We start from the raw sequence: 21,103 nt of genomic DNA, 5'->3' as shown, positions 1-21,103 counted from the left end.
TTAAATAAATCCTATTTGATAAGGTTGTTTTTTTCTTAATCGAATCCTATTCAGCTGTAAAACAACCATTTTTAAATTAAAATTTGCCCTGATGAAAAATAAAATTTACTGGATATTTACTATTCTGATCCTGGCTGCTATTTCAGTCGCTTACAGCTTCACCAAATTTAATACGCCAAAAGAAAAATTAACCGCAATGGATTGTACAGAGGCTCCAAATACTACAGTGGAATCTGAATTCGAGCCTACCATCATTAATAAAAATTCAGCCCCATCTAAAGCTCCAAAAGGAATGGTTTGGATTCCCGGCGGTGAATTTTCGATGGGCAGCAATGTTGAAGATGAAAGTTTATGCAGTATCAAAGGTGTTACAAAAGACGCCTCTCCTGTTCATCGTGTGTATGTTGATGGTTATTTTATGGATGAAACGGAAGTTACCAACGAAGAATATGCAAAATTTGTCAACGCTACAGGCTATATTACCGTAGCCGAGCAAAAGCCAACCCAGGAAGAATTTCCGGGTGTTCCGGCAGAAAATTTAATAGCCGGTTCTGCAGTATTTTCTCCCACAACGGCCGCTGTAAATCTCAATGACTTCATTCAATGGTGGTCTTACGTAGGCGGAACGGACTGGAAACATCCTTTGGGTCCGGAAAGCTCCATAAAAGGAAAAGAAAAATATCCCGTGGTACAAATTACCTATGAAGATGCCGCTGCCTATGCAAAATGGGCAGGGAAAAGATTGCCAACCGAAGCCGAATGGGAGTTCGCTGCCCGTGGCGGAAAAACAGGAAATCTGTACACCTGGGGAAATACCTTAAAACCGGACGGAAAATTTCAGGCAAATATCTATCAGGGACATTTCCCCATTAAAGACGGAGATACGGGAGAAGATGGCTTTAAAGGCATTGCGCCTACTGCCCAATTTAAACCAAATGCGTTTGGCTTGTATGATATGGCTGGAAACGTCTGGGAATGGGTAAACGACTGGTACAGTCCATCCTATTATACTGAATTAAGCAAAGGCGGAAAAATAGCCAGAAATCCTCAGGGACCTGACGCTTATGACGTTCCCAACGATCCTGAAAAAAAACGGGTACATCGCGGAGGCTCTTTTTTATGTACCGATCAATACTGCACCCGTTATATGGTAGGCACAAGAGGAAAAGGAGAAATCCGGTCTGCCGCCAACCATCTTGGATTCAGATGTGTTAAAAGCATTTAAAAAAATTAACCCTGAAAAAGGATGCTACAGCAAACAGAATCGTGTTTTATTTGAATTTAGATATTACCAACCGCAATAATACAGCGCAGAAAAATGTCTATATTTGCTAAAAATTATAAAAATGCAACATATTATAGATCGTTTTATCAGTTATGTAACAATCGACACAGAATCTGATCCGAACTCCAAAACTACGCCCAGTACCGAAAAACAATGGAATCTTGCCAATAAACTAGTCGAAGACCTAAAAACAATTGGATTACAGGATGTTACAATAGATGACAAAGCTTATATCATGGCAACTTTGCCAAGTAATGTTGCTCATGAAGTTCCTGTAATTGGATTTGTTTCGCATTTTGATACTTCCCCGGATTTTAGCGGTGCTAATGTAAAACCTCAGATTATTGAAAATTACGACGGGAAGGACATTATCCTGAACGCTGAAAAAAATATTATTTTATCTCCCAATTACTTCAAAGATTTATTACAATATAAAGGCCAGACCATCATTACAACAGACGGTACAACGCTTTTGGGTGCTGATGACAAAGCCGGAATTACCGAGATTGTTTCTGCAATGGAATATCTCGTGCAGCATCCTGAAATCAAACATGGTAAAATCAGGATTGGTTTTACGCCTGATGAAGAAATCGGTCGTGGCGCACACCATTTTGATGTAGAAAAATTCGGTTCGCAATGGGCGTATACAATGGATGGAAGTCAGATTGGTGAATTAGAATATGAAAACTTCAATGCTGCAGGAGCCAAAATTACCTTCAAAGGAAAAAGTGTTCATCCGGGTTATGCCAAAGGAAAAATGATCAATTCGATGCTAATTGCCAATGAGTTTATCAATGAACTTCCAAAAAGGGAAACACCACAGGAAACAAAAGGCTATGAAGGTTTTTTCCACGTGCATCATCTGACAGGAAGTATTGAAGAAACGGTTTTGGAACTTATTATTCGCGATCATAACAAAAGTAAGTTTGAAAAAAGAAAAAGCCTGATTGATAAAATTGCCAAAAAAATCAATAAAAAATTCGCCAGACAATTTGGGGAAGATATTGTAACCACTGAAATAAAAGACCAGTATTACAATATGAAGGAAAAAGTACTTCCGGTCAAACATATTGTGGATATTGCCGAAAAAGCAATGCGGGAATTACAGATTAAACCGATTATCAAACCCATTCGCGGCGGAACTGACGGATCTCAATTATCATTTATGGGACTGCCTTGTCCGAACATTTTTGCGGGCGGTCATAACTTCCACGGAAAATACGAATACGTTCCCGCAGAAAGCATCCAGAAAGCGACTGATGTGATTGTGAAAATTGCGGAATTAACTGCAATTCCGGGCATTTTTGATGTAACCGAAAAACCTAAAAGAAAATAATACGTTGGAACCGAATTCTGATAAAAAACACGTTTGGGACAAAGTCAATAACTGGGAAGAAGAACTTCTTTTCCTCAAATCTATTATTGATAAAACAGAGCTGGTTGAAACTATAAAATGGGGCGGCCCAATTTATGTCTACAACAAGAAAAACGTTATTGGCATTGGTGGTTTTAAAAACTACTTTGCCATTTGGTTTCTGAACGGAGTCTTTCTGAAAGATGAGAAAAAGAGATTAATGAATGCTCAGGAAGATAAAACAAAATCCATGCGTCAATGGCGTTTTACCTCAAAAGAAGACATAAACGAAAAGGAAGTTTTAGAATATATCCTGGAAGCCATTGAAAACGAAAAGCAGGGAAAAGTCATAAAACCGGCTAAAAAAGAAGCCATTGTTTCTGAATTACTGGAAAAGGAAATGAAGCAAAATCCCGCTTTATCAGAAGCCTTTCAGAAATTTTCTCCGTATAAACAATATGAGTTTTTAGAATATATTGAAACAGCCAAACAGGAAAAAACGAAACTTTCGAGAATTGAAAAGGTGATTCCGATGATACTGGGAAATATTGGGCTGAATGATAAATACAGATAGTTGGAAATTTTTAATTTAAAATTCCAATATTTTAAAATTCCAAATTCCAATTGTGGGGATATCAAAAGGAATTGAAATAAAGCTGTCACATCGAGCGAAGTCGAGATGCGTAAAAGTTCTCGACTCCGCTCGAACGGACAAGATTAAACATAAAAAAATCCCAACTTCCGGTTTCAAAACCTTGGAATTTGGGATTTATATTTTTTTGGAATTTTAAAAACCTTATGCCTTTTTATTCAAAGCCGAACTCATTTCCAAAGAAATGGCTGAACGCTCAATTTTTAATTTACCGGACATTGTTTCGATGATTACAGAAGTTTCACCAAGTTCAACAACTTTACCGTGAAAACCACTTTTTGTAATTATTTTATCCCCGACTTTCAGGCTGCTTTCAAATTCTTTTTCGTTTTTTGCTCTTTTTTGTTGCGGTCTGATCATAAAGAAATAGATCACCACAAACATTAATAGAAATGGCGCAAATTGAGTTAATTGTCCCATAATTTAAATTCTGTTTTTGTTTATTATTATTAATATTTTTTTGGCTCTTTGACTTCGCTCAGAGTGACAGCTTCAATTGGAATTTGGCTCTTTGACTTCGCTCAGAGTGACAACTTCAATTGGAATTTGGCTCTTCGTCTTCGCTCAGAGTGACAACTTCAATTGGAATTTGGAATTTATGAATTGGAATTTCTTCCCAATTACATCAAACCTCTTCCTACTTTAATCATCTTTTTGTTGGCTTCCAGCTCTTTAACCAGATTATCTAAAATTCCGTTGATAAAAATACTGCTTTTTGGCGTAGAATACTCTTTGGCAATTTCTAAATATTCGTTCAGCGTTACTTTTACCGGAATGGAAGGGAATTTTAAAAACTCACAGATTGCCATTTTTAGAATAATAGTATCAATTTCTGCAATACGATCGCTGTCCCAGTTTGGTGTTTTGTCTTCGTATTCTTTGGCGAAGAGCGATTCGTTTAAAACCGTTCTTCTGAACAAATCTTTCGCAAAATCTTTATCTTCCACATCTTTGTATAATTTCGGTACTCTGAAATCATCCGGATCTTCGGTTTTGATGGCTTTCAATTGTTTGATAATATGCGTATTTACAACAGGAATATCATCAACCCAGGTTAACTTATCGTCTTCCAGGTATTCATATAATTTATCATTCGGAACAATAACATCAGCAAACAGATCTGCGATAAATTGTCTGTCTTCCTGAAAAGTATTGACAGAAGTCTTCATGTAATTGGCATACAATTCACTTGACTTAATATCATTTAAAAGCAATAAAATATAATCATCATTTAATGACCAGTTATTGATTTTACGATTTTCTAAAGCGATACTAAGGGAATTACTTTCGGCAAGCAACTGAAAAATTTTGTTCTTGATAAATTTTTCATTTGGATTACGTTCTGCAGCAGTGGCAAGATGTTTTTTACTTGACAGATGTAAAAAAACAGATTCTTTTTTACAAATCTCTATCAGTGAAGATAGCATTATTAAATATAAATCCTGAATATTATCAATACTGTAAAAAAGAAATTTCTCTTCTTTTTCCATATTGTCAGAACCGCTTTGATGCATTGCATAAATGGATTGCATTACCTTAACGCGTATGTGTCTTCTATTTACCACCTTGTAAGAACATTTAAAAATTAGTCTGCAAAAATAAGTATTTAAGGCCTGATATTAAAATTTAAACCAATTATTTTTCGAACAAAAAGCAGTCGCTGTGTTTAGTCGCAGTCGCAGTTTGGCAGTCGCAGTAGTAGGAGTAAAAAAAGTCTCAGTCGCAGTCGCAGTTTTCGCTATAAGTTGAAACCGTGACTGAGACTGAGACTGTAAACTGAGACTGTAAACTAAGACTCTAAAAAATTACTTCCCAGCTGCGTTCTCGATTTTTCTCAAATCGATACGATTCTGAGCAATGGTAAGCGCTGCCTTATGTGTTGTCATTCCGTTTTTTACGGCGTAATCGATAATTTCTAAAGTAGTATTATAGATATTTTCGGTTTTGCGCATGATTTCTTCTTTACCGTAATGCTCTAATTCAGCATAAACATTGATAATTCCACCAGCATTGATCAGAAAGTCAGGTGCATATAAAATACCTCTTTCTGACAATCTTACACCGTGAATATTTTCATCTGCTAACTGATTGTTGGCAGCACCGGCAATTACTTTCGCTTTTATTTTGTTTACGGTATCATCGTTGATTGTAGCCCCCATGGCACATGGTGCATAAATATCAACATCAGCAGCATATATATCTTCACCTGTAAATATCGTAGCGTTGTATTTTTGAGCTACTTCATATAATTTTTCTTCGTTGATGTCGGTAATAAAAACCTTTGCTCCTTCTTTGGTTAAGTATTCCACCAAAGCTTCACCAACATGTCCAATTCCCTGAACCAAAACTTTTTTGCCTTCTAAAACATCAGAACCAAACTGACTTTTTGCAGCCGCTTTCATTCCCAGGTAAACACCATAAGCCGTTACCGGAGAAGGATTTCCTGAACCACCTCTTTCTTCTGAGATACCCGTAACATAAGGCGTTACATCCCTAACAGTGTCCATGTCTTTAGTTTCCATTCCAACATCTTCAGCTGTAATATATCTTCCGCTTAGCGAGTGCACAAATTCACCGAATTTACGCATTAGCTCCGGTGTTTTTTGTGTTTTGGCATCACCAATAATTACTGCTTTTCCACCACCAATATTAAGTCCGGTAATTGCAGATTTATAAGTCATACCTCTTGAAAGACGCAAAACATCGTTTAAAGCTTCCCATTCCGTATTATAATTCCACATTCTGGTACCTCCTAAAGCTGGCCCCATAACTGAATTATGAATACCAATAATTGCTTTTAAACCTGTATCTTTGTCATTGCAAAATACAATTTGTTCGTGATCGTTAAAAGATAACTGACCAAAAACAGGATCCATTTTTTGAAGTTCCTTTCCAGTTGCGAAAGTTGCGTCCATAGCGTTATTATTTATTTGTTAAAATTATGAATTTGTCAAAAAGACATCTCAAACATAAACAAAAAATACACATGTGCTAATATTTTATCTTTATAATAACAAATTAACAATCGATTTATATTGAGCTAATTACACTTTCTATTGCTTTTAATTGAAAGTAATTTATAAAATTAATATCATTTCAACATTGAATATCTTAAAAAAATGAAAGAATTACGCTATTTAAACAAATATTTCATTAAATATAAATATAGTTTTTCACTGGGAATTTTAATCACCATAATCGCACAAATATTTTCCTTATTTACTCCAAAACTGATTAGCAAGTCGTTAAATGCCATTGAAAAGTTTGACAAACTGCCCAAAGCCGATCAGACATCGAAAGTAATTATCGCTTCTTATCATCAGGATTTAATTCATAACGTATTGCTAATCATAGCCACTACCATTGTTGCGGGTTTCCTGACTTTCTTAATGCGTCAGACTTTAATCGTCATGTCACGTCATGTGGAATTTGATTTGAAAAACGAAGTCTTCAGGCAGTATGAAAACCTTTCCCAAAATTTCTACAAACAAAACAGGACCGGGGATTTGATGAACCGAATCAGCGAAGACGTTTCAAAAGTCCGCATGTATGTTGGCCCTGCGGTTATGTATACCATCAATACCTTTATTCGTTTTGCGATTGTGATCATCTATATGTATAATGTATCGCCATTACTGACCTTGTATACGATATTGCCACTGCCGATACTTTCGTACTGCATTTTTAAACTGAGTTCAGAAATCAACAAAAGAAGTACTATTTTCCAACAATACTTATCTAAAGTTTCCAGTTTCTCTCAGGAAATATTTTCGGGAATTCGTGTAATTAAAGCCTATTCCTTAGAAAACCAGCATCAGAACAACATGATCGCCCTTGCCGATGAAAGCAAAAGCAAAAGTCTGAACCTGGCAAAAGTGCAGTCACTGTTTGGTCCATTGATGATTGCGTTAATCGGAATCAGTAATCTGGTTGTGATATACTTCGGAGGGATGATGTACATCAACGGAACAATTCAGAATATCGGAACAATTGCAGAGTTTATCTTATACGTTAACATGCTAACCTGGCCTGTAGCCTCGTTGGGATGGGTTTCTTCGATGGTACAGGAGGCAGAAGCTTCCCAGAAACGTCTGAATGAATTTTTGAAAATTGAACCGGAAATCAAAAACAACAATGAAAATGCATCTGATATCCAGGGTTCCATTGCTTTTGAAAATGTAAGTTATACTTATGAGGATACGAATATCAAGGCTTTAAAAAACATCACTTTCACAGTTAAAAAAGGAGAAACTTTAGCGATTCTTGGAAAAACAGGTTCCGGAAAATCAACCATATTGTCCCTTATTTCGCGTTTGTATGATGTTACGGAAGGAAGAATAACTATTGACCAGAGTGAAATAAGCACTTTAAACTTAAATGATTTACGAAATAACATCGGAATTGTGCCTCAGGATGCCTTTCTATTTTCGGATACGATAAAAAATAATATCAAATTTGGCAACCGGAACGCCACTGACGAACAAGTAATTGAAGCAGCGCAAAATGCTGTAGTGCATGACAATATCATGGCTTTCAACAAACAATACGACACCATTTTAGGAGAAAGAGGTATCACGCTTTCCGGTGGCCAGAAGCAGCGTGTATCGATTGCAAGGGCCATTATTAAAAATCCGGCGATTTTACTTTTTGACGATTGCCTGTCTGCGGTGGATACAGAAACAGAAGAAACGATCCTGAATAATTTGTTCGAAATCTGTAAAGACAAAACTACGATAATAGTAAGCCATCGGGTGTCTTCCGCCAAAAATGCCGACAAAATAATCATTTTAGAAGATGGTAAAATCATTCAACAAGGCTCTCATAATCAATTAATAAATCAGGACGGTTATTATGCAGCGTTATATTTAAAACAACTTTCGGAAAAAGAATTACTTTAATTGTTGCGTAATAGATAAATTTTTATGATTTTTGAGTACTATTAATTCCAAAAATGATAGAACGTATTATGAGAGAAAATGACATGTTAGAAAAAGAAGAGATCTTTTCTAAAGTATTACGAGCAGGGAGAAGAACGTATTTCTTTGATGTGAGAGCTACTAAGGCTGACGATTATTATATCACGATTACTGAAAGCAAAAAATTTACTGAAGAAGACGGTTCTTTTCACTTTAAAAAACACAAAATTTACTTATACAAAGAAGATTTCGGTGCTTTTGCAGAAATACTGGAAGAAATGACTTCATACGTCCTGAACCACAAGGGCGAGGAAGTAATCTCTGAAAGACATCAGAAAGATTTTAAAAAAGAATACGGTTCTGATAAACCGGAAGGACAAAGATCCAGCTTTACTGATATCGATTTTGACGATATTTAGTCCTACATAACTTTTTAAAAAGTACGAGTCCAACATGTCCTGCATTTTGGACTTTTTTTATATATTTAAGTTTAGATTTTCAGATTTTGGACTATTCGATTTTTAGAATCTTGCTGCAACCATAATTGCTGGTTAATTAATACGTTATAAAAATGAAAAAAATACTTCTTTTACTATTTATTGGAATTTCATCTTTTGCTCAGAAAACAGCATATGAAACGAAAACCAATATTCAATATTATAATACAGCAACCAACAAATCGGACGCTTATATTAACGAAAGATGTGTTCTTGATATTTATTACCCAAAAAACACTAAAAACTTCGCTACCATTGTTTGGTTTCATGGCGGAGGGCTGACCGGAGGAAACAAGGAAATTCCGGAAGCCTTAAAAAACAAAGGTTTCGCTGTTATTGGTGTCAATTACAGACTATCCCCAAAAGCAAAAGCGGCAAAAAGTATCGAAGATGCCGCCGCAGCCATTGCCTGGACATTTAATAACATTTCGGATTATGGAGGGGATCCTTCGCTGATTTTCGTTTCCGGACATTCTGCAGGAGGCTATTTAGCTGCCATGACTGGCCTGGACAAAAAATGGCTGCAAAAAGAAGGGATTGATGCTAATAAAATCGCAGGCCTTATTCCGTTTAGTGCCCAATGCATCACGCATTTTGAAATCAGAAGAGAAAACGGAATTCCGGATACACAACCCACAATTGATGCTTTTGCACCACTTTTTTATGTTCGTGCCGATGCTCCTCCTTTATTATTAATAACCGGAGATAGAGAACTCGAAATGTTAGGCCGTTATGAAGAAAATGCTTATCTGGCGCGCATGATGAAACTCGTTGGCCACAAACAAACCAAACTTTTTGAACTGGACGGCTACGGTCACGGAATGACTGAACCTGCTTTTCCGCTACTTGTGAATGAAGTAAACCGAATTATAAAAGAACACCAAAAATTAAACTAAACTTAAAATCCACGGCAATGGAAACCAATTTATTAATACTACCGGGACTCGGAAACTCAGGCGAAAAGCACTGGCAAACTTTCTGGCATGAAAAATTCAAAAACTCCAAAAGGATTGTTCAGGACAATTGGGATGAGCCCATCAGAGAAGAATGGCTGGAAAGATTAAACGAAGAAATTGCAAAATTAGACCATCCGACTATTCTTGTGGCACATAGCTTAGCTGTTTCGCTGGTTTTACACTGGGCAGCTTCACATACGAATAAAAACATTGTGGGCGCTCTATTGGTCGCTCCTGCCGATGTAGATTCACCTCAGCATACTCCTGAATCGGTTCGGAATTTTTCACCGATCCCCACGTCAAAGTTACCTTTTCCCTCGATTGTTGTCGCAAGTGAAAACGATCCCTACGCCTCTTTCGAGAGAAAAAAATATCTGGCAGAAAAATGGGGAAGCGATTTCATCAATGTGGGACCGCAAGGACACATCAACTCCGACTCCGATTTAAAATACTGGGAAGAAGGACAGTTAATATTACAACAATTAGTTGCAAAAATTAACACTCTTTAGTATGGTTTACAGTCGCAGTCGCAGTTTTCAGTCGCTGCAAGTTAGCAGTCGCAGTCGCAGTTTTCAGTCTCGGTTTTGTGCCTGTAAACTGCGACTGAGACTGAGACTGAGACTGAACACTGAGACTGAGACTGAACACTGAGACTAAAAAACCTACCCAATCCGAAGCCCATTCTCTATTTTAAAATCGGGAGCAAGTAAAATAACGTCTCCTTCTTCGCCTACTGCACCCAGAACCAGACATTCACTCATGAATTTTCCGATTTGTTTTTTGGGGAAGTTGACGACAGCAACGATTTGCCTGTTTAGCAAATCTTCTTTTTGGTAGCGCTTTGTTATTTGTGCCGATGATTTTCGGATGCCAATTGCTGAACCAAAATCAATCGTAAGCTGATAAGCCGGCTTTCTGGCTTCGGGAAAATCGTTTACTTCAAGTATTGTTCCGACACGCATGTCAGTTCTTTCAAATTCATTCCAGGACAAATCCATATTGTACTTTTTTTAGTATTTACAAACCTATTAATTTTGTAAGTATTACCACTAATTCTATAACCCTTTTTTTAATGTAGCTTTTAAATTTACATTACAGATTATCATGCTAACGTTAAAAAAGATAAAAATGGAAAATAATGTCATCAACTCAACACTATCAGAGAAAAATTTTGAGTCAAACCTAAAACAAGTTCATACCGATAAATATATAGAAACAGCCCAAAACGTAAGACTTTATGTAAAAGATTACGGTCAGGGCAAACCTGTAATTCTTATTCATGGCTGGCCGCTCTCTAATGAAATGTGGGAATATCAGATTGAATTCCTGGTTCAGAATGGTTTCAGGGTGATTGCCTATGACCGTCGTGGATTTGGTAAATCATCACAACCCTGGGATGGTTACGATTACGACACTTTATCTGATGACTTGCAGGAAATTATCGAACAATTAGAATTAACAGATGCTACACTTGTCGGTTTCTCTATGGGAGGCGGTGAAGTAGTTCGTTATTTTAGCCGTCATGGTGGAAAAGGAGTTTCAAAAGCTGCCCTGATCTCGTCTATTATTCCTTTTTTACTAAAAACGAATGATAATCCTGACGGGCATCCAAGAGAAAAAAGTGAAAACACTGCCAATGCCATTAAGGAAGACCGAATTGCTTTTATAGATAATTTCGGAAAAACGTTCTTTGGCGTAAACATCATAAACAAGCCTTTAAGCACACCGTTATTGGAATACTACAGAAATCTTTGTTCTGTTGCATCTCCAAGAGCGACTTTAAAATGTGCTGAATCTTTTTCGTTTACGGATTTCAGGGATGAACTGAATTTCGTAAAGGTTCCGACATTAATTATCCATGGTGATGACGACAAAATAGTTCCTATTGAACTAACGTCCAAAAAAGCTGCTGAAGGTATTCGCGAAAGCACTTATATTGTGTATGAAGGCGCACCGCACGGCTTATTTTACACCGAAAGAGAAAGACTAAACAATGACTTACTGAATTTCTTAAATTCATAAGCTACCTATAACAAATATCCAAAGCGCATTTAAGTTCTTCTTAAACGCTTTGGATATTTTTTTTAAATCCTCTTCTGCTTTTTTTTAAAGAATATTAAGGTTATTTTTGAATAATCAATTCTTTATAAAAATGTCACAAACTTCTTCAAACATGCTGGCTCTTGGAACAATTGCTCCGGAATTCAGACTGAAAGACACCAATTCTAATGACACCTATTCGTTTGAAGATCTAAAAGGATCGAAAGGGACGCTTGTGATCTTTATGTGCAACCACTGTCCTTATGTACTTCATGTCATCAATGAAATCGTTATGATTGCAAATGATTACCGTGTACAGGGCATCGGCGTGATGGCCATTTCAAGCAATGACATTGAAAAATTCCCTCAGGATGCACCGGAAATGATGACTGAATTTGCTTTTCAGAACAAGATTGATTTCCCGTATTTATTTGACGAGACCCAGGAAGCAGCCAAAGCTTTTGATGCTGCCTGCACTCCTGATTTCTTTTTATTTGACAATAGGGACCGCTTATTTTATAGAGGACAATTGGATGATTCAAGGCCCAATAACGGTATTCCTTTAAGTGGAAGTGATTTGCGTAGTGCGATAGATGCGCTTATTTACAACAGAAGCTTAAAAGATCCTCAAAAACCGAGTGTGGGCTGTAATATCAAATGGAAATAAAAATTTAAACACCTCATCTCTGAAGGTATTTTTTTTATGTTTCATCCAAAAAAAAAAGCATCCTGATTCAGAATGCTTCTTTTATTTTTTTTACAATTGCGAGTTAATATAATTCGTAATCGATGTCATTTGTACTGCATCTAAATGTGCTTTTTTGCCCATTCTCACAAGGATCGGCGACCATTCTTCCTGTGTGAATTTTTTCGGCTCAAATAATTTGTGGCATTTTGCACAATTGTTTTCGTACAAATTCTGACCTTCTGCAAGTTCAGGCGTCAGTGTTACAGCTTTAGCCGTTTCAGTAGCCGTTGGTAATGCTGGCTCAGTTGCTGCAACCGGAGCCGACTTTTGAGTACCGCAGGAAACCACGAATAAGACTAGTGCTGCAAGAGTTATAATTTTTGATTTCATTCAGTTTTGTTTTTGAAGTAAATATAAAAAAAATCCCATTCGGCAGGCGAATGGGATTCATTATTTAAGACTATTTAGAAGTTGTCTAATTACTTATTTTACTTCCATTAATTCAACATCAAAAATCAAAGTTGCATTTGGCGGAATAACTCCCCCTGCACCTGCAGATCCATACGCTAAATGAGACGGAATAACAAAACGTGCTTTGTCTCCAACCTGCAATAAAGCGATACCTTCGTCCCATCCTTCGATAACCTGACCCTGACCTAATCTGAATTCGATTGGTTTTTTGCGTGGGTAAGAAGAATCAAAAACTTTTCCGGTTTCTAAAGATCCTTCGTAATGAACAGCAACTGTTTTACCGGCTTCAGCTCTTTTACCATCTCCTTTTTGAATCATTTTGTAACGTAAACCACTTTCTGTTTTATCAAAACCGGCAGCAAGCTCTTCCATTTTAGCTTCAGCGGCAGCTTTTTCAGCAGCTTCACGTTTGGCACGGGAACCTTCAAAAACTCTGAAAGCTTCGATAGCATTCCATTTTTCAGCTTCTTCTCCTACTCTTACGATTTCAACAGTTTCAAGAGCATCGCCCTGAGCAATTGCATCAACGATATCCTGTCCTTCCACTACGTGACCAAAAACAGTATGTTTTCCGTCTAACCATGAAGTTGGAACGTGTGTAATATAAAACTGAGAACCGTTTGTTCCTACACCTGAATTTGCCATGGCTAATACTCCCGGACGATCGTGTTTTAAACTTGGGTGAAACTCATCATCAAATTTGTAACCAGGACCACCTGTTCCTGTTCCCTGAGGACAACCTCCCTGGATCATGAAATCAGGAATTACACGGTGAAATGATAATCCGTCGTAATATTTGTTTCCTTGTGGTTTAATTTTATTTTCTAAGTTTCCTTCAGCAAGACCTACGAAGTTACCCACTGTACCCGGTGTCAAGTCGTGTGCCAATTTTACTAAAATAGATCCTTTGCTAGTATTGAATTTAGCGTATATTCCGTTTTCCATTGTTGTTATTTTTAATTTTGAATGCAAATTTACAAATTAATTTTATATCAATTTGTGCTTTCTATTTTTTAGATTTTGATTTATAAGTAAGTCCGTAAACCAGCAATGCCAGTACCGCCAGAATTGCGCATCCGATGGTAACGCCATGCCATCCGCCTAACTTCCAAAGTAATAATCCGTAGGCAGATCCGGCAGCAGTACCTAAAAAACTAAAGGACATGAATACCGTATTAAGCCTGTTTCGGGCTTCCGGTAAAAGCGAATAGACCCTCGTCTGGTTGGAGATATGCACCCCCTGAATTCCGATGTCGATAAAAACGATACCTATCACTACTCCGATTACACTTTCGATTGAAAAGTAAAAAGTGATGAAACTGATCAGCATCAGTAAACAGCCGTAGCCCACTGCAACCCTTGGATTTCCTTTATCTCCCATTTTACCAACCAACGGTGCTGCCAAAGCTCCTGAAGCACCTACAATTCCAAAAAGGCCAATTGTCGCACTATTGAAATTAAACGGTTCTCCTGAAAGCAACAATACCATTGTGGTCCAGAAAGCACCAAACTGTGCAAAACAAAACACATTGATTAAAGTGGCTTCACGCAAAACAGGCTGGGTTTTGATAAGGGTAAAAAGTGATTTTATAAGCTGACCGTAAGAACCCTGAAACTGAGGTTTATTGACCGGGAATTTCTTCTGAATGGCAAAAAAGATTAAAAGGCAGATTCCGGCTGCTATCCAAAACATGGAGCGCCATCCAAAAAGCTGACCGATAAATCCGCTCAAGGTTCTGGAAAGTAAAATCCCTACCAGCAAACCGCTCATAATAGTTCCTACTACTTTTCCGCGTTGTTCGGGTGCGGTTAAGGAAGCAGCCAACGGCAAAATAAGCTGGGGCACTATCGAAGTGATTCCTAAAAGTAATGAAGCAATCTGCAATATAAGAAAGCTTTTGGCCGTAGCGGCGATAATTAAAGCAATTACCGAGGCAAAAGTGGTCATCAGGATTTGTTTTTTACGTTCGATCTTGTCACCAAGCGGTACCATAAAAAACAAACCAATCGCATAACCTGCCTGAGTAAGATAGGTAATCGTACCGGCATTGGCTTCCGGAATTTTAAATTCGTTGGCAATTAAAACAATCAGTGGCTGGCAGTAATACAGATTGGCAACTATAAGTCCAGTGCAGGCTGCCATAAATAAGACATTCGTTTTGGATAGATTCATTTTGCAAAAATACTATTCTAATTGTAACCTAAACTTAAAAAAAAGTATAAATTTCGTAGCGCTGCGATCCAATTAGCGGCTTCATTTATCAATTCTATTGTCCTTCAAAACTTTATAGTTTCAAAAAATCCTCACGCGCCGGACTGAAAACATCCGTCAAAGTACCGCTTTCCAGACATAACACCCCATGAATCGCATGCGGCGGAATATAGAAACTGTCTCCTGCTTTTAAAGTCTCTGTAACCCCGCTGATCGTCACAGCAAATGCACCACTGGAAATATAAGTGACCTGCGTATGATAATGTTCATGCAAAACACCAATGGCGCCTTTTTCAAAATGAACATTCACCAGCATGGCCTGATCATTATACGCCAGAATTTTTCGTTTAATGCCTTCTCCGACAACTTCCCACTCTATTTCGTCTCCTTTTATAAATTCTTTGCTCGTCCCTGAACTTTGCATATTCTCTTATTTTAATTTAACTTCCTGATTTCTTTTTCAAAATTAGTAATGAATGCTAAAATAGTATGTAACGTTTTTTCATCTGTAATAGTTCCTTCAGCATCTAATTTCCCTCTGATTCCCTGTATCAAAAGTTGGGTCTCATCCGTAAATTTAGCTTCAATGGTTTTCATGATTAAACCTAATTGCTCGTGCCCTTTTTCCCCGGATGCCGAAGCGGTAATCAAACCCACTTTTTTATTCGAAAAAACGGTTGTCGAAACACACCATTCCAATGCATTTTTCAGACTGCCCGGCAAACTGAAAACATATTCGGGAGTACAAATCAATACGCCTGCTGCATTGTTAATTTTATCCCTGAAAGCTCTCACTTCTTCCGGTGGATGTTCGGTATCTAAGTCCGGATTAAAATGCGGAAGACTTTCGAGATCTTCAAATAGTTCAATCTCAAAGTCTTTATTACTATTTTCAGAAATGAATTTCAGAATTTTAAAATTGCTGGAATTCTTTCGCGTACTTCCTGAAATAGCCAGTATTTTTTTCTTTTGATCCGTCATTTCGATTTACTCTGCTGAAACAGCAAAATCTACGGCTGCCTCTGAATGAATTTTAGTCGTATCAAAAACCGGAACCGAAACATCTTCCTGACTTATTAACAATGGAATTTCGGTACAGCCCAGAATAATTCCTTCAGCACCGTTTTCAATAAGTTTTTCAATAATAGAAAGATAGGCTCTTTTGGTTTGCTCTTTGATGATTCCGCGTCCTAACTCTTCTTTCAGGGTCTGCTGAATAAAATCTCTTTCGTCCTGCAGAACAGGAACAATGGCCTCTATATTGTTTTCTGCCAGTTTTTTGATGTAAAACTCCATTTCCATTGTAAATTTTGTCCCCAGTAAACCGACTTTTTTTAATCCTTGTTTGTTAATGGCGTTTGCGGTAGCTGTTGCTACGTGAATAACAGGCAATTTAATTTCCTGTTCCAGCCGGTCTGAAACCGCATGGGCCGTATTGGCGCACAAAACAATGGCATCCGCCCCGCTTTTTTCGAGGCTTTTGCAGGCATTTAAAAGCAATTCGAAAGTCGCATCCCAATTTCCGTTGGTATTATTTCTTTGAAAATCATCAAAATTTAAAGAATAAATAATGCATTCGGCAAAATTAAGACCTCCTAATTTTTCGTTGATTCCTTCATTTATAAATCGATAGTAATCAATGGTCGAAACCCAGCTGATCCCTCCTACAAGTCCTAGTTTTTTCATGTTTCTCAATTATGAGTTTTTATTTATTTTGTATTGCTTTCTGACCGCTTACTATCATTTTTACGCCATAACAAATCGTTGAAATCGCACAGCAGATACTCACGATTGCATTGGCAAAATTTACAGTTGTTACTTTTTCAATTATCATATAAAGACCTATAATCGCCACTGTAGAAGTCCAGATTCCCATATAATAATCGAACTTTCTTTGGAATAATTTCCCCAGAGGAAAAAAGTGCAGCCCGACAATTAAAGCAAAAAACGGAATGAACAATTCGTTGTGATTGATATTGATGAGTATATTTTTTGCCAAAAAGATTCCTAATCCCTCCAGACCAAAAATCCACAGAAAACGTTTGTCTTTTTTCTCTTCTTCCGGCGTTTTGCTTTCGACAGCAGTATCCAGTATTGTTTTTTGAAATTTTGTAAAACGGACATAAAAAAACAAAAAGACCAGAATGACTGCACCAATCAGTAATCCAAGCATTTTATTGTCTTTATTTTCTAAATAATATTCGGCAATTAAAGTCCATATTGCTGTATTTATAATCATAAAAAACAATCCGCCAATTGCTTTTTCCACCTCTCTTTTTACGTTTATTTCCATTCGTTTTTTTTATTGTTTAAAATTTTACTTATTTACGGGTTAGATTATTCAGAATAAAATCACAGCTTACTTTTATGGAATTGAAAGAATTTCCAGCAAAATTGTTCTCCTGTTCTACAAAAAAATGTTTCATTCCGGCCCGTTCTGCTTCCTGAAAGATGGGTTTAAAATCAATCGATCCTGAACCAACTTCCGTATTTAAAGCCGGTTTTAGTTTATCCATGTCTTTTACATGCCACATGCTAAAACGCCCGGGATTTTCCCTGAATAGCTGTAACGGATCTTTTCCGGAATACGACACCCAGTATAAATCCATTTCGAAATGTACCAGATCCTTATCGGTTTCTTTTAGTAAAATTTCATAACCTGTAATTCCGTTATGCTTTTCAAATTCGAAATCATGATTGTGATACGCTAATTTCAGACCTGCCTCCCGGCACATTTTCCCGGCTTCGTTTAAGCGTCCGGCAATCTTTTTATAATCGTCACTGTTTTTTCTGAAAGGCGGATCGACCCACGGAATGGTGAGATAGTCACTTTTTAAGGTTTTTGCAGCAGCAATGGCAGCTTTAAGTTCTGTTGTATTTCCGTCATCCAGAAAAGAACCTATTCCATAATGGCCACTCACCGCTTTTAAATCGTTTGCATCAAGGATTGCTTTGAACTCAGCGGGTGATATTCCCCAAAACTGATCCCTGATTGAAAAACCATACGTCTCCACAGTCGTAAATCCGGCTGAAGATACTTTCTCTAAAGTCCCTTTGATATCTTTTGGAAGTTCTTCCCGCAACGTATACAATTGCAGACCAATTTCTTTTTTATTCATAGTAAAAGCGAATGACGGCATAGCCAAAACTGCCACAGTAGCAAGGCTGCCATTGATTATAAAGGTACGTCTGGAGGTCATTTGTTATTTTGTAATTCAGAAAGTAAAACTAAGTTTATTTATTAGATTTTGAATCATCAAAATTATCAAAATAGGTAAAATCTTTGGTTATTTTTCCGTTCTCAATGGTAAAGATGGTACAAATAGGCAGCTTAAATTTCGAACCGTCCGAAGCTGTTCCGGTAGAAACAAATTCTACAATGATATGTCTCTCATCTGAAGGATAGATATTGACAATTTCATCATGCAAATCCGGAAAAAGAGCATTGAGCGATGTATATTTATCAATAGTCTGTTTTCTGGTCTGCGTAATCATTTCTTTTCCGAATGACGGATCTTTAAAATCAGATACCGGCGCGTACATCGCTGCCATTTCTTTCCACTGATGTTTGTTGAAATATTCAAAATACTGTTTTACTATTTTTTCTTTTTCAGTTGGATCTAAATTGGGTGATTTTACCTGATTATTGCAGGAAACAACTAATAGCGCTGTGGTTACTACCAAAAATATTTTCTTCATCATTTCAGGATTTAGAGGATTTTATATCGTATCCTAAATTAAGTAAAAAAGGAATCATTCTGCGGAAGATTTTTTTTTATTTGGCACTAATTGAATTTGTCTGCCTGAGTACGCTGGCATCAATTTGCTGCGGTGGAAAATTTTGCTTTTCATTTCTCAAGGATGTAACTTTTCCTTCGTTATTTATATAGACAAAAAGATATTCCCAATAGTTTGAGGCAGTCATTGGAGATCCATTTGTATTATCTGCTTTTTTATAAATCTGGTCGGCATAAATAAGTATTTCTCCGTCATCATGGCGAAAGGTACGAACAGGTGGTCCTGAATTCTTAATAAAAATTTGTTTTGTTTTTCCGACCCAGCTATCCATGGATTTTTTAGTACTGGTGCAGGCTGCAGTAAGCAGCAACATAACTGTCAATAAGTATAGCTTTTTCATGAGTGATACTGATTTGTTAGTGACATTCCGGTTTTCTTAAGTAAAAGTAATATTTTTTTGACAACAAAAACACAACACTATGTTTATCAACATGTTATTTTTTAATTAAAACCATGATCCTCACAAAAAAAAGATATACTGTTACATCTAAAAATACCTTTTTATCTGTTATTCCCCGAATTTTCAAAACTTTAAAATTCACTACTATTTACTTTGTATCTTTGCCGCTTACACTATTGAAGAGAAAAAATGCGAATTGACATCATCACCATTTTACCTGAGTTATTAAAAAGCCCGTTTGAGGCTTCGATCATGAAACGTGCCATTGACAAAGGCCTGGTAGAAGTTCATTTTCATAATTTAAGGGATTATACGACCAACAAACAAAAAAGTGTCGACGATTATCCGTTTGGCGGCGGTGCCGGAATGGTCATGACCGTTCAGCCCATTGATGCCTGCATCACGCACCTGAAAAGCGAACGGGAGTACGACGAAATCATCTATATGTCACCGGACGGGGAAACACTGAATCAAAAAATGGCCAATACCATGTCGATGTATGAAAATATCATCATTTTATGCGGTCATTATAAAGGTGTGGATCAGCGTGTTCGCGATCATTTTATTACCAAGGAAATTTCGATTGGCGATTATGTATTATCGGGCGGCGAATTAGGCGCTTTGGTTTTATCAGATGCCTTAATCCGATTAATTCCGGGTGTTTTGAGCGATGAAACCTCAGCTTTGACAGATAGTTTCCAGGACAATTTACTTTCAGGACCTATATACACAAGACCCGCAGACTATAAAGGATGGAAAGTTCCGGAAGTTTTAACCAGCGGTCACTTTGCCAAAATCGACAAATGGCGCGAGGATATGGCGTATGAACATACGAAGAACAGAAGACCGGATTTACTCGAAGGACAGGAGTAGTTTTCAGTGTTCAGTCACAGTCGCAGTTGTAGGAATGTGAAAACCAAGACTGAAAACTACTTCAACTGAGAACGAGACTGAAAACTGAGACTGAAAACCGAGACTACCAATCACCAAAAAGTCAGCTAGTTAAGAAATTGGAATTTGGAATTTAAATTTATTGGAATTTAACTTTTTTTAATTACATTTGCACCCGAATTAGACTAACCTCTGGCGAGATCCGTGAATGTTGCTCTATAATAAAAACCATAATTAAAGATATCATGGCAGATTTAATGAAATTCGTTCAAACCGAATTAGTTGCTAAAAAAGATTTCCCTGTTTTTGGAGCTGGAGATACTATTACAGTTTTCTACGAAATTAAAGAGGGTGAAAAAACAAGAACTCAGTTTTTTAAAGGAGTTGTTATTCAAAGAAGAGGTTCTGGTAACACAGAAACTTTTACTATTCGTAAAATGTCTGGTGCTATCGGAGTTGAGCGTATCTTCCCTGTAAACTTACCAGCTTTACAAAAAATTGAAATCAACAAAAAAGGAGCTGTTCGTAGAGCGAGAATTTTCTACTTCAGAGAACTTACTGGTAAAAAAGCTAAGATTAAAGATAAAAGAAGATAATCATTTATCTCTTTGTTATAAAAAAGCTCGTTTCATTTATTTGAAACGAGCTTTTTTTTGTGCCTGTTTGTGAATCAAAACTCTCCTTGAATGCTTTTATTTTACACCAAATAGAAATTTGAATTAATTGCCTCCAGCTTTAGCTGGAGGCAAAAATGAATTCCTTTGAAGGCTTTAGCCAAATTACAGATTTGAACCTCTTTTCGAAAATTTGGCTAAAGCCAGTGCACCAGCTTTATTATGACCTCCAGCTAAAGCTGGAGGCAATTTATTTTATAGAACACTGATAACTAAACATTATATCATCAAAAAGAAAAAAAAATGTTTCCTAACCTGAAGCAACTAAG

25 protein-coding genes are annotated in these 21,103 nt (G+C 37.0%); 11 read left to right on the top strand and 14 right to left on the bottom strand.

Translation table 11 applies throughout. From position 1 onward, the window contains the following. Positions 1–91 precede the first annotated feature (91 nt). The 3 genes from LPB89_RS12160 (at position 92) to LPB89_RS12150 (ending at position 3,213) form a co-directional block, all read left to right on the top strand. Entirely contained in the window at positions 92–1,225 is a 1,134-nt protein-coding gene (locus LPB89_RS12160; RefSeq protein ID WP_230702060.1) for a formylglycine-generating enzyme family protein, read from the top strand. Positions 1,226–1,346: 121 nt separating this feature from the next. Then, positions 1,347–2,621: a peptidase T gene (pepT, locus tag LPB89_RS12155; protein WP_230702059.1), complete on the top strand. Its 1,275-nt coding sequence runs from the start codon at positions 1,347–1,349 to the stop codon at positions 2,619–2,621. A 4-nt stretch (positions 2,622–2,625) separates the two neighbouring features. Continuing rightward, a complete protein-coding gene (locus LPB89_RS12150; RefSeq protein WP_230702058.1) occupies positions 2,626–3,213 on the top strand; it encodes a YdeI family protein in 588 nt (195 codons plus the stop codon). A gap of 222 nt (positions 3,214–3,435) precedes the next feature. Here the strand turns inward: LPB89_RS12150 and yajC are convergent, their stop codons facing one another. The 3 genes from yajC to LPB89_RS12135 all read right to left on the bottom strand — a co-directional run bounded on the left by yajC (position 3,436) and on the right by LPB89_RS12135 (position 6,206). Continuing rightward, on the bottom strand, positions 3,436–3,711 hold the full coding sequence (yajC, locus tag LPB89_RS12145; RefSeq protein ID WP_127336894.1) for a preprotein translocase subunit YajC: 276 nt from the start codon (positions 3,709–3,711) through the stop codon (positions 3,436–3,438). A 200-nt stretch (positions 3,712–3,911) separates the two neighbouring features. After that, positions 3,912–4,823 (bottom strand): transcription antitermination factor NusB, encoded by a 912-nt coding sequence (gene nusB, locus LPB89_RS12140; RefSeq protein ID WP_230702371.1) that lies wholly within the window; start codon positions 4,821–4,823, stop codon positions 3,912–3,914. Between the two features lie 273 nt (positions 4,824–5,096). After that, positions 5,097–6,206 carry a Glu/Leu/Phe/Val dehydrogenase gene (locus LPB89_RS12135; protein ID WP_305070301.1) on the bottom strand — a complete coding sequence of 370 codons (1,110 nt, stop codon included), beginning with the start codon at positions 6,204–6,206 and terminating at the stop codon, positions 5,097–5,099. A 204-nt stretch (positions 6,207–6,410) separates the two neighbouring features. Between LPB89_RS12135 and LPB89_RS12130 the strand changes: the two genes are divergently transcribed. From LPB89_RS12130 to LPB89_RS12115, 4 genes are all read left to right on the top strand, one after another. Then, positions 6,411–8,189 carry an ABC transporter ATP-binding protein gene (locus LPB89_RS12130; protein WP_230702057.1) on the top strand — a complete coding sequence of 593 codons (1,779 nt, stop codon included), beginning with the start codon at positions 6,411–6,413 and terminating at the stop codon, positions 8,187–8,189. Between the two features lie 68 nt (positions 8,190–8,257). Next, positions 8,258–8,626 carry a PUR family DNA/RNA-binding protein gene (locus tag LPB89_RS12125; protein WP_026981839.1) on the top strand — a complete coding sequence of 123 codons (369 nt, stop codon included), beginning with the start codon at positions 8,258–8,260 and terminating at the stop codon, positions 8,624–8,626. Positions 8,627–8,778: 152 nt separating this feature from the next. Further along, complete coding sequence (locus tag LPB89_RS12120; protein ID WP_230702056.1) at positions 8,779–9,600, top strand: alpha/beta hydrolase; 822 nt, start codon at positions 8,779–8,781, stop codon at positions 9,598–9,600. Positions 9,601–9,617: 17 nt separating this feature from the next. Further along, positions 9,618–10,169 carry an alpha/beta hydrolase gene (locus tag LPB89_RS12115; protein WP_230702055.1) on the top strand — a complete coding sequence of 184 codons (552 nt, stop codon included), beginning with the start codon at positions 9,618–9,620 and terminating at the stop codon, positions 10,167–10,169. Between the two features lie 153 nt (positions 10,170–10,322). On the opposite strand, the gene LPB89_RS12110 is transcribed toward LPB89_RS12115, so the two are convergent. Continuing rightward, positions 10,323–10,658, bottom strand: a complete 336-nt coding sequence (locus tag LPB89_RS12110) for a tRNA-binding protein (RefSeq protein ID WP_230702054.1) — start codon at positions 10,656–10,658, stop codon at positions 10,323–10,325. Positions 10,659–10,788: 130 nt separating this feature from the next. Between LPB89_RS12110 and LPB89_RS12105 the strand changes: the two genes are divergently transcribed. Further along, positions 10,789–11,682 (top strand): alpha/beta fold hydrolase, encoded by an 894-nt coding sequence (locus tag LPB89_RS12105; protein ID WP_230702053.1) that lies wholly within the window; start codon positions 10,789–10,791, stop codon positions 11,680–11,682. Positions 11,683–11,812: 130 nt separating this feature from the next. Beyond that, complete coding sequence (locus tag LPB89_RS12100; RefSeq protein ID WP_230702052.1) at positions 11,813–12,367, top strand: thioredoxin family protein; 555 nt, start codon at positions 11,813–11,815, stop codon at positions 12,365–12,367. Between the two features lie 90 nt (positions 12,368–12,457). On the opposite strand, the gene LPB89_RS12095 is transcribed toward LPB89_RS12100, so the two are convergent. From LPB89_RS12095 to LPB89_RS12050, 10 genes are all read right to left on the bottom strand, one after another. Then, entirely contained in the window at positions 12,458–12,778 is a 321-nt protein-coding gene (locus tag LPB89_RS12095; protein ID WP_230702051.1) for a cytochrome c, read from the bottom strand. 93 nt (positions 12,779–12,871) lie between these two features. After that, entirely contained in the window at positions 12,872–13,804 is a 933-nt protein-coding gene (locus LPB89_RS12090) for a peptidylprolyl isomerase (RefSeq protein WP_230702050.1), read from the bottom strand. A gap of 61 nt (positions 13,805–13,865) precedes the next feature. Next, positions 13,866–15,002, bottom strand: a complete 1,137-nt coding sequence (locus LPB89_RS12085) for an MFS transporter (protein ID WP_230702049.1) — start codon at positions 15,000–15,002, stop codon at positions 13,866–13,868. Between the two features lie 142 nt (positions 15,003–15,144). Continuing rightward, complete coding sequence (locus LPB89_RS12080; RefSeq protein WP_230702048.1) at positions 15,145–15,495, bottom strand: cupin domain-containing protein; 351 nt, start codon at positions 15,493–15,495, stop codon at positions 15,145–15,147. Positions 15,496–15,506: 11 nt separating this feature from the next. Continuing rightward, the gene (locus tag LPB89_RS12075) at positions 15,507–16,052 is read right to left on the bottom strand and encodes an NADPH-dependent FMN reductase (RefSeq protein WP_230702047.1); all 546 of its coding nucleotides are present in this window, start codon (positions 16,050–16,052) and stop codon (positions 15,507–15,509) included. A gap of 6 nt (positions 16,053–16,058) precedes the next feature. Further along, entirely contained in the window at positions 16,059–16,757 is a 699-nt protein-coding gene (locus LPB89_RS12070) for an aspartate/glutamate racemase family protein (protein WP_230702046.1), read from the bottom strand. A 19-nt stretch (positions 16,758–16,776) separates the two neighbouring features. Next, entirely contained in the window at positions 16,777–17,364 is a 588-nt protein-coding gene (locus LPB89_RS12065; protein ID WP_230702045.1) for a hypothetical protein, read from the bottom strand. 28 nt (positions 17,365–17,392) lie between these two features. Then, on the bottom strand, positions 17,393–18,271 hold the full coding sequence (locus LPB89_RS12060; protein ID WP_230702044.1) for a sugar phosphate isomerase/epimerase: 879 nt from the start codon (positions 18,269–18,271) through the stop codon (positions 17,393–17,395). A 34-nt stretch (positions 18,272–18,305) separates the two neighbouring features. Then, a complete protein-coding gene (locus LPB89_RS12055) occupies positions 18,306–18,773 on the bottom strand; it encodes a nuclear transport factor 2 family protein (RefSeq protein WP_230702043.1) in 468 nt (155 codons plus the stop codon). Positions 18,774–18,846: 73 nt separating this feature from the next. Beyond that, positions 18,847–19,209: a hypothetical protein gene (locus LPB89_RS12050; RefSeq protein WP_230702042.1), complete on the bottom strand. Its 363-nt coding sequence runs from the start codon at positions 19,207–19,209 to the stop codon at positions 18,847–18,849. A 249-nt stretch (positions 19,210–19,458) separates the two neighbouring features. Here LPB89_RS12050 and trmD point away from each other — a divergent pair, with 249 nt between their 5' ends. Together trmD and rplS are read left to right on the top strand one after the other, a co-directional pair. Beyond that, complete coding sequence (trmD, locus tag LPB89_RS12045; RefSeq protein ID WP_127336879.1) at positions 19,459–20,142, top strand: tRNA (guanosine(37)-N1)-methyltransferase TrmD; 684 nt, start codon at positions 19,459–19,461, stop codon at positions 20,140–20,142. Between the two features lie 263 nt (positions 20,143–20,405). Beyond that, complete coding sequence (rplS, locus tag LPB89_RS12040) at positions 20,406–20,756, top strand: 50S ribosomal protein L19 (protein ID WP_007804248.1); 351 nt, start codon at positions 20,406–20,408, stop codon at positions 20,754–20,756. Positions 20,757–21,103 lie beyond the last annotated feature (347 nt).

The sequence above is a fragment of the Flavobacterium sp. ENC genome, from assembly GCF_020991415.1.
GTDB lineage: Bacteria > Bacteroidota > Bacteroidia > Flavobacteriales > Flavobacteriaceae > Flavobacterium.
Note: the sequence above shows the minus strand (reverse complement) of the source record. Positions and strands in the feature narration are given on the sequence as shown.

What these genes read in the sequence shown, in the direction of transcription:
- LPB89_RS12160 (WP_230702060.1), top strand. Translation starts at nt 92, where the DNA reads ATGAAAAATAAAATTTACTGGATATTTACTATTCTGATCCTGGCTGCT.
- pepT (WP_230702059.1), top strand. Translation starts at nt 1,347, where the DNA reads ATGCAACATATTATAGATCGTTTTATCAGTTATGTAACAATCGACACA.
- yajC (WP_127336894.1), bottom strand. Translation starts at nt 3,711, where the DNA reads ATGGGACAATTAACTCAATTTGCGCCATTTCTATTAATGTTTGTGGTG.
- nusB (WP_230702371.1), bottom strand. Translation starts at nt 4,823, where the DNA reads ATGCAATCCATTTATGCAATGCATCAAAGCGGTTCTGACAATATGGAA.
- LPB89_RS12135 (WP_305070301.1), bottom strand. Translation starts at nt 6,206, where the DNA reads ATGGACGCAACTTTCGCAACTGGAAAGGAACTTCAAAAAATGGATCCT.
- LPB89_RS12130 (WP_230702057.1), top strand. Translation starts at nt 6,411, where the DNA reads ATGAAAGAATTACGCTATTTAAACAAATATTTCATTAAATATAAATAT.
- LPB89_RS12125 (WP_026981839.1), top strand. Translation starts at nt 8,258, where the DNA reads ATGAGAGAAAATGACATGTTAGAAAAAGAAGAGATCTTTTCTAAAGTA.
- LPB89_RS12120 (WP_230702056.1), top strand. Translation starts at nt 8,779, where the DNA reads ATGAAAAAAATACTTCTTTTACTATTTATTGGAATTTCATCTTTTGCT.
- LPB89_RS12115 (WP_230702055.1), top strand. Translation starts at nt 9,618, where the DNA reads ATGGAAACCAATTTATTAATACTACCGGGACTCGGAAACTCAGGCGAA.
- LPB89_RS12110 (WP_230702054.1), bottom strand. Translation starts at nt 10,658, where the DNA reads ATGGATTTGTCCTGGAATGAATTTGAAAGAACTGACATGCGTGTCGGA.
- LPB89_RS12105 (WP_230702053.1), top strand. Translation starts at nt 10,789, where the DNA reads ATGGAAAATAATGTCATCAACTCAACACTATCAGAGAAAAATTTTGAG.
- LPB89_RS12100 (WP_230702052.1), top strand. Translation starts at nt 11,813, where the DNA reads ATGTCACAAACTTCTTCAAACATGCTGGCTCTTGGAACAATTGCTCCG.
- LPB89_RS12095 (WP_230702051.1), bottom strand. Translation starts at nt 12,778, where the DNA reads ATGAAATCAAAAATTATAACTCTTGCAGCACTAGTCTTATTCGTGGTT.
- LPB89_RS12090 (WP_230702050.1), bottom strand. Translation starts at nt 13,804, where the DNA reads ATGGAAAACGGAATATACGCTAAATTCAATACTAGCAAAGGATCTATT.
- LPB89_RS12085 (WP_230702049.1), bottom strand. Translation starts at nt 15,002, where the DNA reads ATGGCAGCCTGCACTGGACTTATAGTTGCCAATCTGTATTACTGCCAG.
- LPB89_RS12080 (WP_230702048.1), bottom strand. Translation starts at nt 15,495, where the DNA reads ATGCAAAGTTCAGGGACGAGCAAAGAATTTATAAAAGGAGACGAAATA.
- LPB89_RS12075 (WP_230702047.1), bottom strand. Translation starts at nt 16,052, where the DNA reads ATGACGGATCAAAAGAAAAAAATACTGGCTATTTCAGGAAGTACGCGA.
- LPB89_RS12070 (WP_230702046.1), bottom strand. Translation starts at nt 16,757, where the DNA reads ATGAAAAAACTAGGACTTGTAGGAGGGATCAGCTGGGTTTCGACCATT.
- LPB89_RS12065 (WP_230702045.1), bottom strand. Translation starts at nt 17,364, where the DNA reads ATGGAAATAAACGTAAAAAGAGAGGTGGAAAAAGCAATTGGCGGATTG.
- LPB89_RS12060 (WP_230702044.1), bottom strand. Translation starts at nt 18,271, where the DNA reads ATGACCTCCAGACGTACCTTTATAATCAATGGCAGCCTTGCTACTGTG.
- LPB89_RS12055 (WP_230702043.1), bottom strand. Translation starts at nt 18,773, where the DNA reads ATGATGAAGAAAATATTTTTGGTAGTAACCACAGCGCTATTAGTTGTT.
- LPB89_RS12050 (WP_230702042.1), bottom strand. Translation starts at nt 19,209, where the DNA reads ATGAAAAAGCTATACTTATTGACAGTTATGTTGCTGCTTACTGCAGCC.
- trmD (WP_127336879.1), top strand. Translation starts at nt 19,459, where the DNA reads ATGCGAATTGACATCATCACCATTTTACCTGAGTTATTAAAAAGCCCG.
- rplS (WP_007804248.1), top strand. Translation starts at nt 20,406, where the DNA reads ATGGCAGATTTAATGAAATTCGTTCAAACCGAATTAGTTGCTAAAAAA.